The organism is Bdellovibrio sp. CKG001 (assembly GCF_055397465.1).
In genome coordinates, this window is the sequence record NZ_AP029173.1 from 3,320,434 (window position 1) to 3,335,210 (window position 14,777).

14 protein-coding genes are annotated in these 14,777 nt (G+C 50.1%); 4 read left to right on the forward strand and 10 right to left on the reverse strand.

Going from position 1 to position 14,777, the window contains the following annotated elements:
* Window positions 1–24: 24 nt before the first annotated feature.
* Window positions 25–669 (reverse strand): alpha/beta hydrolase, encoded by a 645-nt coding sequence (locus tag ACZ50P_RS15635; protein ID WP_464118669.1) that lies wholly within the window; start codon window positions 667–669, stop codon window positions 25–27.
* Window positions 666–2,222 carry a S41 family peptidase gene (locus tag ACZ50P_RS15640; RefSeq protein WP_464132224.1) on the reverse strand — a complete coding sequence of 519 codons (1,557 nt, stop codon included), beginning with the start codon at window positions 2,220–2,222 and terminating at the stop codon, window positions 666–668. Before ACZ50P_RS15640 ends, ACZ50P_RS15635 begins: the two co-directional genes overlap by 4 nt.
* 168 nt (window positions 2,223–2,390) lie before the next feature.
* Here ACZ50P_RS15640 and rfaD point away from each other — a divergent pair, with 168 nt between their 5' ends.
* The 3 genes from rfaD to ACZ50P_RS15655 are packed head-to-tail and all read left to right on the forward strand — an operon-like array spanning window position 2,391 to window position 5,910.
* Window positions 2,391–3,359, forward strand: coding sequence for an ADP-glyceromanno-heptose 6-epimerase (rfaD, locus tag ACZ50P_RS15645; RefSeq protein ID WP_464132226.1), 969 nt, complete (start codon window positions 2,391–2,393; stop codon window positions 3,357–3,359).
* Window positions 3,360–3,375: 16 nt separating this feature from the next.
* A complete protein-coding gene (locus tag ACZ50P_RS15650; RefSeq protein WP_464132228.1) occupies window positions 3,376–5,118 on the forward strand; it encodes an aromatic amino acid hydroxylase in 1,743 nt (580 codons plus the stop codon).
* Entirely contained in the window at window positions 5,119–5,910 is a 792-nt protein-coding gene (locus ACZ50P_RS15655; RefSeq protein WP_464132229.1) for a TrmH family RNA methyltransferase, read from the forward strand. It begins immediately after the preceding gene.
* A gap of 46 nt (window positions 5,911–5,956) precedes the next feature.
* Here the strand turns inward: ACZ50P_RS15655 and ACZ50P_RS15660 are convergent, their stop codons facing one another.
* The 8 genes from ACZ50P_RS15660 to ACZ50P_RS15695 all read right to left on the reverse strand — a co-directional run bounded on the left by ACZ50P_RS15660 (window position 5,957) and on the right by ACZ50P_RS15695 (window position 12,643).
* Window positions 5,957–6,205 carry a hypothetical protein gene (locus tag ACZ50P_RS15660; protein ID WP_464132230.1) on the reverse strand — a complete coding sequence of 83 codons (249 nt, stop codon included), beginning with the start codon at window positions 6,203–6,205 and terminating at the stop codon, window positions 5,957–5,959.
* Window positions 6,205–6,633 (reverse strand): hypothetical protein, encoded by a 429-nt coding sequence (locus ACZ50P_RS15665; RefSeq protein ID WP_464118675.1) that lies wholly within the window; start codon window positions 6,631–6,633, stop codon window positions 6,205–6,207. The genes ACZ50P_RS15660 and ACZ50P_RS15665 overlap by 1 nt, the downstream gene beginning before the upstream one ends.
* Before the next feature lie 5 nt (window positions 6,634–6,638).
* Window positions 6,639–7,052, reverse strand: coding sequence for a PspC domain-containing protein (locus ACZ50P_RS15670; protein WP_464132232.1), 414 nt, complete (start codon window positions 7,050–7,052; stop codon window positions 6,639–6,641).
* 85 nt (window positions 7,053–7,137) lie between these two features.
* Window positions 7,138–8,322, reverse strand: coding sequence for a bifunctional diaminohydroxyphosphoribosylaminopyrimidine deaminase/5-amino-6-(5-phosphoribosylamino)uracil reductase RibD (gene ribD, locus ACZ50P_RS15675; protein WP_464132234.1), 1,185 nt, complete (start codon window positions 8,320–8,322; stop codon window positions 7,138–7,140).
* 7 nt (window positions 8,323–8,329) lie between these two features.
* Window positions 8,330–9,388: a 4-hydroxyphenylpyruvate dioxygenase gene (gene hppD / locus ACZ50P_RS15680; protein ID WP_464132235.1), complete on the reverse strand. Its 1,059-nt coding sequence runs from the start codon at window positions 9,386–9,388 to the stop codon at window positions 8,330–8,332.
* A 347-nt stretch (window positions 9,389–9,735) separates the two neighbouring features.
* The gene (locus ACZ50P_RS15685; RefSeq protein ID WP_464132237.1) at window positions 9,736–10,875 is read right to left on the reverse strand and encodes a hypothetical protein; all 1,140 of its coding nucleotides are present in this window, start codon (window positions 10,873–10,875) and stop codon (window positions 9,736–9,738) included.
* Window positions 10,875–12,119, reverse strand: coding sequence for a DEAD/DEAH box helicase (locus tag ACZ50P_RS15690; RefSeq protein ID WP_464132239.1), 1,245 nt, complete (start codon window positions 12,117–12,119; stop codon window positions 10,875–10,877). Before ACZ50P_RS15690 ends, ACZ50P_RS15685 begins: the two co-directional genes overlap by 1 nt.
* A gap of 8 nt (window positions 12,120–12,127) precedes the next feature.
* Window positions 12,128–12,643, reverse strand: a complete 516-nt coding sequence (locus tag ACZ50P_RS15695; RefSeq protein ID WP_464132240.1) for a hypothetical protein — start codon at window positions 12,641–12,643, stop codon at window positions 12,128–12,130.
* 142 nt (window positions 12,644–12,785) lie between these two features.
* On the opposite strand from ACZ50P_RS15695, the gene ACZ50P_RS15700 reads away from it, so the two are divergent.
* Window positions 12,786–14,777 (forward strand): M13 family metallopeptidase, encoded by a 1,992-nt coding sequence (locus tag ACZ50P_RS15700; RefSeq protein WP_464132242.1) that lies wholly within the window; start codon window positions 12,786–12,788, stop codon window positions 14,775–14,777.

A 14,777-nucleotide genomic window follows, 5' to 3' on the forward strand; every position in this document is an offset into this window, starting at 1 on the left:
CTACATGACGGCCATCATAAGGATCTAATTTTTTCTGAGGTCAGAAAGTTGGTCACGAACCCAGCGTCTTATTATGGGATACTCTTCTTCTTTCAAAGTGTGATCTTTTTCCATCTCAACCCACTGGACCTTGAGCCCGGCGTCTTTCAACTTCTCCACTCCAAATTTGGTTTCTTCCAATGGCAGAATGTCGTCCTGATAACCGTGCGTAAACAACCACGGAGTCTGCTTGGCCTCTAAGGACAGATTATTACGCCAGCGCGGATAGAAATTGAAGTAGCCACTGATGCCGACAATACCCCCCAGCTTTTTGGGATAGTTCAACCCGACATCGGCACTGATCAGGCACCCTTGAGAAAAGCCAAACAGGAAGATCTTACGACTGTCCCAACCCTGGTTTTCCAGATCGTTGAGCAGATCAAAAAGCTTTTCCCGAATCTTCATCACCCCATGGCCCTGGAAGGGAGGCTCACCATACCAGGTATAGCCATCCAGGAACTTTCTGGGAGCATTCAGCAACAGATAGTTCATCTCTGGCAGATTCAGTTCTTCATCAAAAGAAAAGAACGGACGAATGCTGTCCCCGCGACCATGCAGAACAATCATCAGAAAGTCTGACTTCTTTTTTGCGGGAATAAACTTATGCTTAAAAAGGTTTGTCGTGATCATAGCCCTGCCCTAGCGACCGCTTTTGTGCAAAATAAAATCTGTCGTGCTTTTGTCATTTGCATATCTTCAGAAGACATTGCGTCCTCCATCTCCAGACAGTCGCCAGTGGCGAAAGCTTTCCCCAGCATACGAATCTGTCGTTCCGGTGCACGCAGCGGATGAATGAACTGTTCCGCCTCACGCACCACAGAGATCTCCTCAAAGTTCACCGCCACGTCAGGCTCAAGGCCCTTCATCTGCGGGGATCTGCCCGAAGGCAGATAATAGAAGCCCTTGGTTTCAAACAAGGCGATCTTTTTGTTCTGAGACCAGTACTCACCCTCCTGGAACGAGCCCTTGCCGAAGGTGCGTTCACCCACCAGCACCGCCCGATTCAGATCACGCAAGGCGCCCGCCACGATCTCAGAAGCACTGGCGGATGCCGCGTTGATCAACACCGCCATCGGCAGATCAAAACGTTTTTCCTCGCCACCATAAAATTCTTCTGCCTTTTTGCTGGGATCCAGGTAACGAACTTCAAAGATTTTTTCATCCGGTCCGACAAACAAGCTGGCAATGCATGCGGCTTCTTCCATCTGACCACCCGGATTGTCGCGCAAATCCAACAACAAACCACGAACATGGGATTTCTTTAAAATATCCAGCGACTCTTTCACTTTTTCGCAGGCCCCGCGGGCGAACTTGTTGATGCCGATCACTGCAATGGGCTTAATGCCTTCAATCACACGGGTTGAAACCGTGGCAATAGTGATCTCCTGACGGCGCAGACGGAACTTGAGTTCTTCACCATCTCGCAAAACGCGGATCTTAACGATCTCTCCAACTTCGCCTTTCAGAAGTTCCGACACACGTGCCTGCAAAAGGCCCTTCACTTCAGTGCCGTTAATCGATAACAGAACATCGCCCTTTTGCAAGCCCGCCAGCTTGGCCGGACTGCCTTCAGTCAGCTTACGAATGACATATTTCCCATGGGCCGTGCCCAGAGAGATCCCCAAACTGACAGAGCGACTGTCCGCACGGGAAATCACTTCTTGGAACTGGGACACCGGCATGAAGTAGGTATGAGGATCGCGGAAAACAGAGATAAACCCATTCAACCCCAGCCCGATCATCATCGCACGCTGAGATTCAGGTATGTACTCTTCCTGCAGCTCATTCCACACCTTCAGGAAAGAAATCTTCACGGCCTTGTCTGTATTCTCGGCAAAGAACTTCTGCCAAGGCTCCAGTTGCTTCTTCTCAGAGCTCATGTCGGCGGACAATGACTCGTGAACAGGCACAAGTTTGCCATTCAATCCAAGACTGAGGTTGAAGCGATTGGCAACGGTCAAAATGGAATTGGCACACGCCAGGAAGTAGCGCTGCGAGCTGCTGCAGGTCTGATCCTGCAAAAGATCCTCCAGAGCCGCCGGCCCCAGTCCCGTCTCTGCCCAATAGTCTTCTGTGGTTTTAATCCCGCGGCCTTCCGTGCCAGAGACACGCCATAAATACAGGCTGGCCCCCAGAACCAATACGGAAAGTGAGATTGTAAAGAACCTTGCTGAACTGAGCACTCAAAGCCTCCGACCCGACGGCTTTCCTAGAGCAACGGCCATGCCCGCTCAGATCGAATTGGTTGCACTTCGGCGGTGTATTTTGGAAGTTTTTTCCTATTCGCCAAGGCCCTAAACAACGCCCCCGGCCTTGAGCTTTCCCAGAGCCTGTAATACCTTAAAATCACTATGATTATCGTAACAGGTGCAAACGGTTTTATTGGCAGTGTGATGGTGTGGGAACTCAACCAAAAGGGGTTCAACGATGTGGTCGCCGTGGACTCTGTGGGTCTGGGCGAACGCAACCTTCTTCGCAAACAAAAGATTTCCAAATTCCTGCTAAAGGATGAGCTTTGGCCTTTTCTTGAAACCGATGAAGCCAAAAAGAAAGTCACTTGGATCATTCACATGGGGGCCTGTTCTTCCACGACTGAAACCAACAAGGACTTCCTATGGGAAAACAACACCCACTACACGCAAAGAATCTTTGAATGGTGTGCCGAGCATGGCAAATCCATGATCTATGCTTCCAGTGCGGCAACCTATGGCGCGGGCGAGTTGGGCTTTGACGACACCACCGACCCGGAAAAACTTCGTCCACTGAACTTGTACGGCGAATCCAAAGTTCTGTTTGACCGTTGGGCGGTGAAACAGACTAAAACTCCGCCACACTGGTATGGTTTGAAATTCTTCAACGTGTTTGGTCCGAACGAATACCACAAAGGTCCGATGTCCAGCGTGGCTTTCAAAGCTTACAATCAGATCAAAGACACCGGCGCATTGGGTTTGTTCAAATCCGCTGATCCCAAGTACAAAGACGGCGAATTCATGCGTGACTTCGTCTATGTCAAAGATGTCACGGGCTGGATGGCCGAGCTGATGGATAAAAAACCTGCCAATGGCGTTTACAACATGGGCTTCGGAAAACCGCGCACCTGGCTGGATCTGGCGGGAAGCGTGTTTAAGGCCATGGGTAAGGACATGAAAATCAACTGGCTGGAAATGCCGGAAAATATTCGCGGTCAATACCAGTATTTCACGGAAGCCAAAACTGACAAGTGGCTGGCCGCGGGGATGAGTCCCGCGAAATGGCCTTTGGAAAAAGCCGTGGCCGACTATGTTCAGAACTATCTTTCCAAAGACGACAAAGACATTTAAGAGAGCGTAAATATTCATGGAGACGGACTTTCTACCGCCACACTTAAGAAAATACGTCGTAGAACAAAACTACGAAAAATACACGGCCATTGATCAGGCCGTGTGGCGCTATATTCTGCGCCAGCTCAAAGCCTTCTTATCCAAGCACGCACATGAATGTTATGTGGAAGGGCTGGCAAAAACCGGGATCGACATCGAACGCATTCCACGCATTGAAGACGTCAGCAAAAAATTACAAGAATTCGGCTGGAGAGCTCTTCCAGTGAGCGGCTTCATTCCGCCGGCCGCTTTCATGGAACTGCAGTCTTTGGGAGTTCTACCGATCGCCTCTGACATGCGCACGCTGGATCATTTGCTGTACACGCCGGCCCCGGACATTGTTCACGAGGCTGCAGGACATGCGCCGATTCTGATTCATCCGGAGTTTTCTGATTACCTTCGCAGATATGCACAGGTGGCCAAAAAGGCTATCATCAGCAAAGAGGATCTGGATCTTTACGAAGCCATCCGTGATCTTTCCGATATCAAAGAAAATCCAGCCTCAACACCAGAGCAGGTCAAAGCCGCGGAAGAGCGGCTGGAAAAAGTGGGGAAAAGTATTTCTCATATTTCCGAAGCATCTGAGCTTTCACGCATGAACTGGTGGACGGCAGAGTACGGCCTGATTGGGGACCTGAACAATCCCAAAATCTTTGGTGCCGGCCTGCTTTCCAGTGTCGGTGAATCGAAATGGTGCCTCAGTGCCAAAGTTAAGAAAATCCCTCTGACCGTGGACTGCATCAAGACCAGCTACGACATCACAGAGCCGCAACCACAATTGTTTGTGGCAACCGATTTCAAAAACTTGGTGCAAGTCCTGGATGAAATGGCTGATCAGATGGCCTTCCGTGTTGGAGGCCTCAAAGGTCTGAACAAAGCCATCCAGGCTGAATCCGTCAATACGGCGGAACTTAATTCAGGTATTCAGATTTCAGGTCAAATCGTTGAAGCCATCACAGATTCTGCCGGAAGCGTTGCCTATCTTCGCCTGCAAGGACCTTCACAACTGTCTTATCAGGATGCGGAACTTTCCGGACATGACAAGAATTATCATGCGCATGGATTTGGAACTCCCATCGGCTTCCTGAAGTCTCATCCGGGCCAATGTCCGTCCACTTTCACTGACGCTGAATGGTTGTCTTTGAATGTGGCCCCCGGAAAAACCGTGCACCTGGAATTCACTTCCGGTGTGGTGGTGACGGGCGAGGTTCAGTCCCGCATCACTCGTGATGGCAAGACTCTTCTTATCAGCCTGACTCAGGCTTCGGCCCAATTGCAGGACCGTGTTTTGTTTGCTCCTGAATGGGGCACCTTTGACATGGCCGTGGGTTCCAGCGTGGTGTCAGTCTTTGGTGGTCCGGCCGATCGCGAAGCCTATGGCGAAACCACGGATTTTGTCGCCAAACGTGTGCCCGCTCCCAAGTACTCGGACCTTGAACTGAAACGTCAGGGTCTGTATGCAGCTTTGAGAAAGGCTCGCGAAGACAAACTTCAGGGCGAGGCTTTGACGACGACCTTGGAAAAGCTTCTGGCCGAACACAAAACAGTGGCCCCGCAAGACTGGTTGTTGTATTTGGAAGCTCTGGAGCTGGTGCTGGCACGAGCTCCACAGTCTTCACTCAAAACCCAGCTTGAAAAAGATCTGTCCCAGCTTGCCTCCAAAGATGAGAAAACAAGCGGTCTGATCGCCGACGGGCTGGTACTGGCGGGAGCCCTTTAGATGAAACGTCCTTTTGAAGTTCGCATTGTTCTGGTTCGCACAATCTATGAGCGCAATGTTGGCGCCACCTCCAGAGCCATGAGCAACATGGGTGTTGAAAAGTTGATTCTGATCGACCCCAAATGCGAACTGACCTATGAAGCACAACAGGCGGCCGCGACCGGACAAACAGGTTTGCAAAACCGCACGGTGTACAGCTCCTGGGACGATTTCTTGGCCAAAGAGCCGGAAAGCATCAAGGTCGCCTTCACCGCTCGTGATGGCAAAGGTCGTCAGGTCCGTGACATGGAAGAGGTCTTTCAGGACATCGCCACCAAGTCCCCGCAATTCCAAATTTCAAGTGATGTTCCCTACGTTGTGCACCTGATTTTCGGACCGGAAGACTGGGGCCTTGCCGGAGAAGATCTGGAACTGGCCAACTTCTGCGCCTGCATTCCGACGTTTGGTGAAAACTGGAGTTTGAATCTGGCTCAAGCCACTCTGCTGGGGATGTTCGGGCTGCGTCGAGCATGGGGCGGCAACCGCACCAAGCTGGATGGCGGTAAAGTTCGCCGGGTTCCTCAGGGCATTGAAGGCATCAATCCCGAACAGACACTCAAAACCTGGCTGGAAGAAATGGGCTTTGATCTGACTCGCCAAAGAAAGATCAACGTCTTTACAGTTCTTCGCCGCATGCTTTTACAAAACACACCGACGAAGAAGGAATTGGTTATTCTGGAAACCGTCCTTCAACAAAGCATTCGTAAATTGCGTGAATGGAAAGAGTTCCAGAAGCGCACTCCAAACCAATAGGCTGTTCAAAAAGGTCCAAATCCAAATACGGGTCTTTATCAAATGCCTAGGGGGTTTTGCACGAGCGGATCTTCATCAACTTTGCATCAAACGTGAATTCCACAACCTCTTGCGACTTTAAGGCTTTTTGCAGACAACGATAGTCCGCCCCTTTATCAACCTCCAAAGGGGTCGATATCGTGGCCATCGTCACCAGATAGTTGTTTTTCAATGGATTCTTTTGCAGGCTCAGGACCTTGCCCGTAAAAGCAAAGTCCGCCATCGCCACCAAAGGAAGAAGCCCCCACCATCCCATTAGGATGTCAGAAGCTCCTCATTCAATCGATCTTCCTGTTCCCGGATGGATCTTAGTTTCTTATCCAACTTTTGCAGGGCTTGAGCCATGCTTTGCCCCAGATCATGAAGTTCGTTGATACGATTCATGGTTTCGTCCTCTGGACCACCCACCAAACGCAGACTTTCCAGTTTGGCTGAGTTCAAATCAATCTCTTTGGACAGGGATTCAAGCTTTTGATTGAGTTTTTTGCGATCCTCCACCAAGGCTTTGGTCATTTCCCGGATCTGATCCAGATCCAGAACTTCCAACTGCCCGCTGGCGAACGCATCTTGTGAGTCTTTTGATTTTGTTTCTGCTTCATTGTCTTCGCCTTGGAAAGCCTCCAAAAACAAAGACCATTCGTTTTTAAGGGATTTTACGATCGACCTACTACTGTCATCACCCATATATATTAAAATACTCCTGCGCTCTTTGAGCGACTTGCGGATTCATCGGCCTTGGGAATTAAGAAGTAACAAAGGCCGTATCCCAGAATCGCGGCTCCGAAGGTGACCAGTAAAAACAGAACAAATCCCGTTCTTACGATCCCCACCTCAATCTGGTATCGTTTAGCTATTCTAGCACAGACTCCAAGGAGCTTTCTATCTAGAGCTTGGTCCAGTCTGTCGACGCGGGGCAAACAGATCGCCAGGATCAAATAAAACAAGATCCCAGTGCCGAACCAGAGAACTGCAATCAACCAAATGACGCGCAGCATCCATGTTTCAATACCTAAAGCATCGCCCAAACCCTTACAAACGCCAGCTAACGCCCCTTTGTCAGAGCGAACCCAACGATAGTCCAGTTTCTGCGCATTTTGCTCCATCACTCCCCCGAATAAGCAGCCGATTTCCAATAGGAATCGTTTTAGCATCTTTGTAGAGGTTGCACTATTAAAAGTACGGAAGGGTTTAAAAGGTCCCCGTAATCATGAAATCGTTACCGAAAGTCAGATAACGAGGGTTGCGAATCTGTAGTTTGTCCGCCATGGCGCTGATCCGGATAGTTTCCGTCCACGAACGCGCCCCGCCCGAACCCATGATGATCGGCGCCTGGAACATATAGATACGATTCACCAGGGCTTCTTTGATAAAGGAGCTTGCCGTAAAGGCACCACCTTCCACCATCACAGACCGGATGCCTTTTGAATAAAGCTTCGCCAGCAGATCCTGCAAATCCAGATCCCCGCCAACACGAGTTTTCACATAGACAATCTGAGGGGCTCTTACCAAGGACTGGAGAAGAGCTTCGACTTTCTCCTGAAGCTCTTCGGCCACACACCAGAAAACATCGGCCGGATCATGGACATCCGCCAACTTCAGGTGCGCAAACTTCCCCAGCAACTCGGCCTCTCCGTCGATCACCACAACTTTGTTCTTTTTGCTGATCGTGGGATGCCGAATGTTCAAAGACGGGTTGTCGAATTCAATGGTGCCCTTACCGACCAAAATGGCGTCATGGCAGGCTCGGATATAGTGAACATATTCACGGGATTCAGGACCTGTGATCCACTGGCTTTCACCTGATTTCAAGGCCACCTGACCGTCCAGACTGGAGGCCATCTTCAAAGACACAAAAACTTTCTTCTGTCGGAAGTTCCACAAGAAAGCTTCACAAACTTCTTCCAACGCCAGCTTCAGCTTTGCATCCAAGGCAGGGTCTGCAGAAGAGAACACCTCCGCCTCGATACCCGCCTGACGAAGAATTTCGGCCCCTTGACCTGCCACCAACGGGTTGGGGTCAATCAAACCGAAAGTCACTTTCTTTAACGGCAGCTTTGCCATCATCTTCGCGCAGGAGGGAGTCTTTCCTTCATGGGCGCAGGGCTCTAGAGTGACAAAAGCGTGAGCCCCTTGAAGTTGTTCGGGCTTCAGATCTTTCAGTGCATTCACTTCGGCATGAGGGCCGCCGTAAAATTCATGATACCCGGCCGACAAAAAGCCGCCTTGAGCATCCAGAATCACGGCCCCCACCAAAGGATTCGGACTGACTCGCGTGGCTCCTTTGTAGGCCTCACTGATAGCCAGCCTCACGGCCTCTTCAGCCGAAAGCTTGGTACCCAAAGCCGGAACAGGAACAGAGCGAATCATATCCATAAATCACCTACGTCAAATAACCGCGTTCGCGCTGGTCACGCTCTATCGCATCGAACAGGGCCTGGAAGTTTCCATCACCAAAACCATCATGGCCCTTACGCTGAATCAATTCGTAGAAGATCGGACCAAAAGTATTTTTGGTGAAAATCTGAAGCAGGTAACGGCCTTCTTTATCCCCGTCCACCAGAATCGCATTCTTTTCCAAACGGGAAATATCTTCGGTCACACCTGGCACACGCTCTGGAATCATTTCATAGTAAGCATGCGGAGGCGGCGTCAGGAACTGAATGTCACTGTTTTTCAAGGATTCCAAAGAATAATTGATATCGTTCGTCAGCAAAGCGATGTGCTGGATACCGGAACCTTTATATTCATCCAGATATTCCTGAATCTGGGACTTGTCTTCTGTCGGCTCATTGATAGGTACCGAGAACTTGCCACATGGAGATCTCATCGCGCGAGACAAAAGGCCCGTCTTGCTGCCGCGGATATCGAAGAATTTTGCTTCATAGAAGCCGAAAACATCTTCATAGAACTTTTGCCACTTGTTCATCTCACCTTTAGGCACATTGTTCGTGAAGTGATCCACGACAGTGAAACCCACGCCCGCAGGCGCTTTGTCTTCCGGCTTCACCTGGAAGATTTCGTTATAAAGTTTATCCTGATTCTTTTGGTCCATGAAGTAGATCAAAGAATCCCCAATGCCATAGATCGCCGGAAAAGGTGTTGCCCCTTTTTGATGATCGTTGCCTTCGTAAGGGCGCGCCCCGCGAGCCACAGCTGTTTTGAAAGCATGCTCAGCGTCCACAACACGGAAACCTGTCGCGCAAACGCAGGGGCCATGAAGTTTGGCAAAGTCAGTTGCGAAAGTTTGAGGCTCACAGTTCAAGATGAAGTTGATGTCACCTTGACGGAAAAGCTTGATGTTTTTGCCATGAACCTGGCCCACCTCTTTAAAAGCATAACGCTTGAAAACTTGTTCGAAGAAATGAGCGTCAGGGCCGGAATATTCGATGAAATCCACCCCGTTAAGTCCTACAGGATTTTGCTCTGTGATCTGAGCCATGAGTCCTCCATATTTACTTTGATGGTGCTGACAGTAGCCCTATTTTTAAGCTTATTCAAGCATGATTAAATTTAGGAATATCAAATATTTAGACATCTTTTATTACACTTCATTCATAATGCAGGATCATCTATGTAGGGGATATTCACATTTTCAAAAACAACCGATACTAAACATGTCGTGGTTTCCAGTATCAACATCAGCCACTCGTAACCTACAACTATGAGGACTGCCGTGGAAAAAGCCCCGCAGAAAAAACTATCGCCCTGGTTCTATGTGGCGCTGGTCGTACAAACATTGCTGATTATACTGGTGATCGGGATGTTGCGCGATCTGATGTGGATACTTTAATAAGCCACATTACTGGAAAACATAAATCCGTAACTTGAATAGTCCAAAGTGTTATTGGCTTCCTTAGGGACAGACGTCATATAGTAGCCACCTAAAATCAACTCACTTCGTCCACGCACAAACGCCACTCCGGCGCTGCTTAAGTGGTTGGTCACATTGCCGGTCGCAGAATGACTGTAACCCGCCATTGGCTGCCAGGATTCAAAACTCTTATTTCTCCATCCAACAGAATAGACAAAAAAGGCCTCGTCACTTTCAACCTGCCCGTCGGCGTCCTTCGTCGTCGATTCTGAAGTGTAGGTGACATCAATAAAAACATCATTTCCTGCCAGCAAATTAAATCCATTGGCCAAACGCACGCAGTATGGAGAATCCCCGACTGGTTGGTAGGACACGGTTTCTTCATTCACCGTATTTGGCGTTGCCACGGCATGCACCGCTGTATAGTCCACAGCCGTGGACTCCAACAAAACCGGCATAAGCTGCGCGGAAAGTCCGACCGTCCACTGAGCGACAGGTTTAAACTGCAGGCCAGGTAAAACAAAAACTCCTTTTATTCTACTTTCCGTTTCCGTGAACATCGTCGCATAAAGGTTTCCCCCGGTGCGCAGTTTGGTATAGGAGTGAGATCGAGAGTTTCCCAGCTGCAAACCTGAAGAAATTCCCCAGGCAAAATTCTCGCTTCGGGAGGAGCCAAAGGCCGCCCCCACCTTCAAGACCTGGCTGTCCAAACTGGTTAAAGAGGACACGTCATAGGCGCCACTTGGAGCCCTCAGCAAGCCATTAAGACTTAGCATCATCGGACTTGTCACAAAAACAGCACCCGTTCCCCATGAGGTCGGATAGATGCCCGACGCCATCAACGGTCGCACGGAATAGTCCCCTGGACTCAAATCGCTTTTACCACTTTTCATTTCATGCTGAGTTAAGGCGGTGCCACTGACGGAAAGGGACAGCTTGTTCGTTGCTCGAAACCCCAGACCCGCAGGGTTGTACAAGGCATTTCCTGGCGAAGACTCCATTGCTCCGCCCGCATTACCCATAAAGGCTTCTCGATGCCCCGCTGGCAAAGGAAAATAAATAGCATACGACACAGAGGAAAACACGGTCACAAGAACTGCACTTAATAAACGCATTACAAACCTTCAAACTGCTTATAGAACTGCAAAACTTTCGGGTCCACGATGATGGATCGTGGATTCCAACCAATCAGATGAAGCCCCTCGGCGCTGCGCAGGCGACTGAGCGCCACGTAGGCCTGACCCGGTTCCCACAGTTGACTGAGATCACACCACAAATCATCCAGCGTCGCTCCTTGGCTTTTATGGATGGTCGTGGCGTAGGCCAAAGTCAGCGGGAACTGCTCCACCTGGGCCATAACCATGCCTTCGGCGTCCTGCAAAGCAAAAGATGACTTGGACACCTGCACTTCGCGACCACGCTCTTTGCGAACCGTGACTTGATCAGACGTGATATCGGTCACCGTCCCGCGGGTGCCATTCACCCAACGGCGTTGCGGATCGTTTTGCAGGAACATCACCTGGCAACCAATTTTCAGAATCAGCTTTTCCGCGATGGGCGAAGCTTTCTTCAACATTTGAATGTGGCGTTCAGAACCGGTGTATACCGATTCGATCACCACCTCCTCTTCGTCGATTTCGTAGAGTTTTTTTTCGTTGAACTTTTCGGCGTTGATCTTGCGAGGAAATAATCGGGTGCCTGGATCGTCTTCATCGTGAGTCTGCACATGATCATTCAAAAAATCGCGAACTCGCTCTGTGACCTGCCCATGGCGAACATCACTGAGCACATCTAAAAACAAATTTTCCGAGACCCGCTGATTGTGGGACAAAATCGCCGTCTGGAAGCCACTGGCTTCCCACACACCATTTAAAAAACACCAGTCCCGCGCCCCACTCTGTGTGACGGGAGGTAATTGTGCAAAATCACCCACAGTGATGATTCGCATACCGCCCCAAGGCAGTTTGGATTCCCGGGCCCGTTGCGCCAGCGCTTCCGCAATCATCAGGGCCTGACCGGGGATCATGGAAATTTCGTCGATGATCACACCTTCGACTTTTCTGAGACGCGACATCAGACGTTTATCTTTGGAAGCGCGCTCATACGTCGCATCGGCACCGCCTTCCATAATACCCAAGCCAAAAAAGCTGTGGAAGGTCCGGCCACCCAAAAGAACTGCGGCGGCCCCGGTGCTGGCCAGAATGGGCATTTCTTTCGCATCCAGTTCACGCATGAACTGACGAATCAGAAAACTTTTTCCACTGCCCGCCCCACCGGTCAAAAAGACATTTTCCCCGGATCTTAAAAGATCCAGGGCGGCAGCTTGTTCAGGTGATAGATCGACGGAAGGATTTGCCATGAAGCGAATTAGCGAGAGAACTTACCGTAAAGATTGATATCGTTCTGGTAAAACTCACAGACTTCTCTTGGCGGGAAGTTGGGACCGCCACCTTCCCAACGGCAGCGTCTTTCCATGTACCGACGCTCCAACAAAGAAAGGCGAATCGTGCGATAGTCTTTACTGAAGGACAACTGAACCTCACGTCCATCGATCATGCAAAGACCCGGATCGAAATAGAACCCGACACTTTCCACCGCACCTTTGCGGGTGACGTAAGCCCACTTCAGGTTGTTGATGGAAGACTGGCACTGGGACGCCAGCAAACTTTCCCCTCGGGAGTCCTTATACAGAAGCAGCGGCTTATTGCCTTCAAAGGTGATGGTCAACTGGCCGGAACGACCCTCGAAAGATCCATGATAAACACCTTCCAGCTTTTTGGCGCGCGCCAGGTATTCATCAGGAACTTCACCATTTTCAATTTGAACAGTTTTACAAGCGGTCAGAGCCATCGTTGCCACAAGCAACATCAGAAAACGTTTCATCTTTCCCCCTTTAGTCTGGTTTACATCTGGCCTCTTGTCTTGCCAACTTCGTTCTTCTTAACGCCGCCGATCAAATGCTTTAAATGACCCTATTTGCCGGGTACGATTGAATCTCGAAAAAACGAACAAAGGATTGTTACTGATGATGAAGCTCCTACTGCCGACGTTGTTGACCGTGCCATTGATGGCCGCTGCCACACCCAAAACAACCGCCCCCAGCTCTGTCATCCCGGCCAAGCGGGAGTTTCCTGTCAACACGGACGTCAATCCCTGCGAGGATTTCCACAAGTATGTTTGCTCCAAAGCAGAAAGCTCCTTCAAATTGCGCGATGACCGCAGCCGCCACCTTTTTGCTTTCAGTGATTCCCGCGAGCGTCTTCTTGAAATTCAAATGAAGTTCATGAAGGAGCTTCCCAAAAAGAAGAATCTGGACCCCCGCACCGAACAAGCACGTGACTTCTATATGGCCTGCATGAACTCCTCTGCCAAAGCCAAAGCAGAAAAAGCCAACGTGAAAGCAGTTCTGGCAGAAATGGCCAAAATCAAATCCACCGATGATCTGGTGAGCTATGCCCATGCCCTTCTTCCTCAGGGAAAAGAGGGACTGGTTCGCCTTTGGCCCTCAAACAATCTGGATGATCCAAAGAAGAATGATGCCATGATGCAGGCCAATCTGATGGATCTTCCTGATCACAAGTACTATGAGCAAGAAGCCTTGATGAAGGACTATGAAAGTATCCTGATTCAGTTCTTCCAAACCATTGATCCGAAAATCAAAAAAGACGAGGCCAAAACCCGGGCCCAGGCACTGATCGCCTTGGAAAAAGACTTTGTCAAAATCTATCCTGTCACCGCCGTTCGCCACCAGCGCTGGAGCGAAAAACGAGTGGCCTCCCAGAAGGACCTGGCTAAGAAATATCCGAATCTAAAACTGGATCTGATATTCAAAAATATCCCGGAATCACTTTTGATCAGCACACCGATCCCCGAATCCCTGGACTTCCTGAACACGGAGATTCCCAAACGTCCTTTGCAAGTCTGGAAGGATCTGTTGCTGACACGTGCGTTGCCGGACACGATGGATGACGGCTATCCAAAAATGTTCCAGGCCTTCTTTGATTTTGAAAAAAAATACTTCGGTGGCCCGGCAGTCCGACCCGTTCGCCAGGAACGCTGCACCTCTGCGGTCAGCGGCATGTTTTCCAAGGAACTGGATGCAGCTCTGATAGATCAGGTGTTTCCTAATTTTGACGAAAGCAAGGTCCATGAGGTGGCCTCTCGCGTACGCACCAGCATTCTGCAAGGATTAGAAAAAAACAAATGGCTAACCAAAGACGCCAAGAAAGAGGCCCTGGCCAAGATTCGAGTGGCCCGATTGCAGCTGGTCAAGCCTCACAATGAGCGCGAATGGGATTTCCTGCCGTTGAAAACATATTCAAAAACAGATGCCATCAAAAACCGCATCTTGCGTCGCCAGGCCCGCTGGGAAAAATCCATGCAGGACCTGCGTGAACCCGCAAATCTGGATGCCTGGGCGATGAGTCCTCTCACCGTGAATGCCTACTACAGTCCCAACGAAAACAAGTTCGTTCTGCCCATCGGAATCTTGCAGTACCCTTTCTATGACAAGGACGGTTCCGTGATCGAAAATCTCGGTGCCGTCGGAGCTGTCGTCGGCCACGAACTGGGTCACGGAATTGATGACAGTGGCTCCAGGTACGACTCCGAAGGTCGCCTACGACAGTGGATGACCACCAAAGACATCATGGAGTTCAACCTGCGCGGGCAAAAAATGATCGATCAATTCAATCGAATAGGTCACGACGGCAAACTGACCCTGGGTGAAAATGTCGCCGATCTGGTGGGCGTGACCTTTGCCTACAATGCCGCCTTCCCGGACGGAAAAGGTTCTGAAAAAGACAAGAAAGATTTCTTCGTCGCCTATGGTCGCCTGTGGTGTGAAGTCATCCGCCCCGACAATGCGGCCTTACTGCGCAAAACCGACCCCCATTCCTCGGGTCCGGCGCGCATCAATGAACAGATCAAGCAGCAGCCGGCGTTTGCTGAAACCTTTCAGTGCAAGGCTGGCGATCCCATGACTCTGCCGGAAAAAGAACGCGTTCAAATCTGGTAA

Excerpts from the sequence above, each read along its gene's own strand:
- ACZ50P_RS15685 (WP_464132237.1), bottom strand. The coding sequence starts at position 10,875 with ATGCGTTTATTAAGTGCAGTTCTTGTGACCGTGTTTTCCTCTGTGTCG.
- ribD (WP_464132234.1), bottom strand. The coding sequence starts at position 8,322 with ATGGATATGATTCGCTCTGTTCCTGTTCCGGCTTTGGGTACCAAGCTT.
- ACZ50P_RS15635 (WP_464118669.1), bottom strand. The coding sequence starts at position 669 with ATGATCACGACAAACCTTTTTAAGCATAAGTTTATTCCCGCAAAAAAG.
- ACZ50P_RS15665 (WP_464118675.1), bottom strand. The coding sequence starts at position 6,633 with ATGGGTGATGACAGTAGTAGGTCGATCGTAAAATCCCTTAAAAACGAA.
- ACZ50P_RS15695 (WP_464132240.1), bottom strand. The coding sequence starts at position 12,643 with ATGAAACGTTTTCTGATGTTGCTTGTGGCAACGATGGCTCTGACCGCT.
- ACZ50P_RS15700 (WP_464132242.1), top strand. The coding sequence starts at position 12,786 with ATGATGAAGCTCCTACTGCCGACGTTGTTGACCGTGCCATTGATGGCC.
- ACZ50P_RS15690 (WP_464132239.1), bottom strand. The coding sequence starts at position 12,119 with ATGGCAAATCCTTCCGTCGATCTATCACCTGAACAAGCTGCCGCCCTG.
- ACZ50P_RS15670 (WP_464132232.1), bottom strand. The coding sequence starts at position 7,052 with ATGGAGCAAAATGCGCAGAAACTGGACTATCGTTGGGTTCGCTCTGAC.
- ACZ50P_RS15650 (WP_464132228.1), top strand. The coding sequence starts at position 3,376 with ATGGAGACGGACTTTCTACCGCCACACTTAAGAAAATACGTCGTAGAA.
- ACZ50P_RS15655 (WP_464132229.1), top strand. The coding sequence starts at position 5,119 with ATGAAACGTCCTTTTGAAGTTCGCATTGTTCTGGTTCGCACAATCTAT.
- ACZ50P_RS15660 (WP_464132230.1), bottom strand. The coding sequence starts at position 6,205 with ATGGGATGGTGGGGGCTTCTTCCTTTGGTGGCGATGGCGGACTTTGCT.
- rfaD (WP_464132226.1), top strand. The coding sequence starts at position 2,391 with ATGATTATCGTAACAGGTGCAAACGGTTTTATTGGCAGTGTGATGGTG.
- hppD (WP_464132235.1), bottom strand. The coding sequence starts at position 9,388 with ATGGCTCAGATCACAGAGCAAAATCCTGTAGGACTTAACGGGGTGGAT.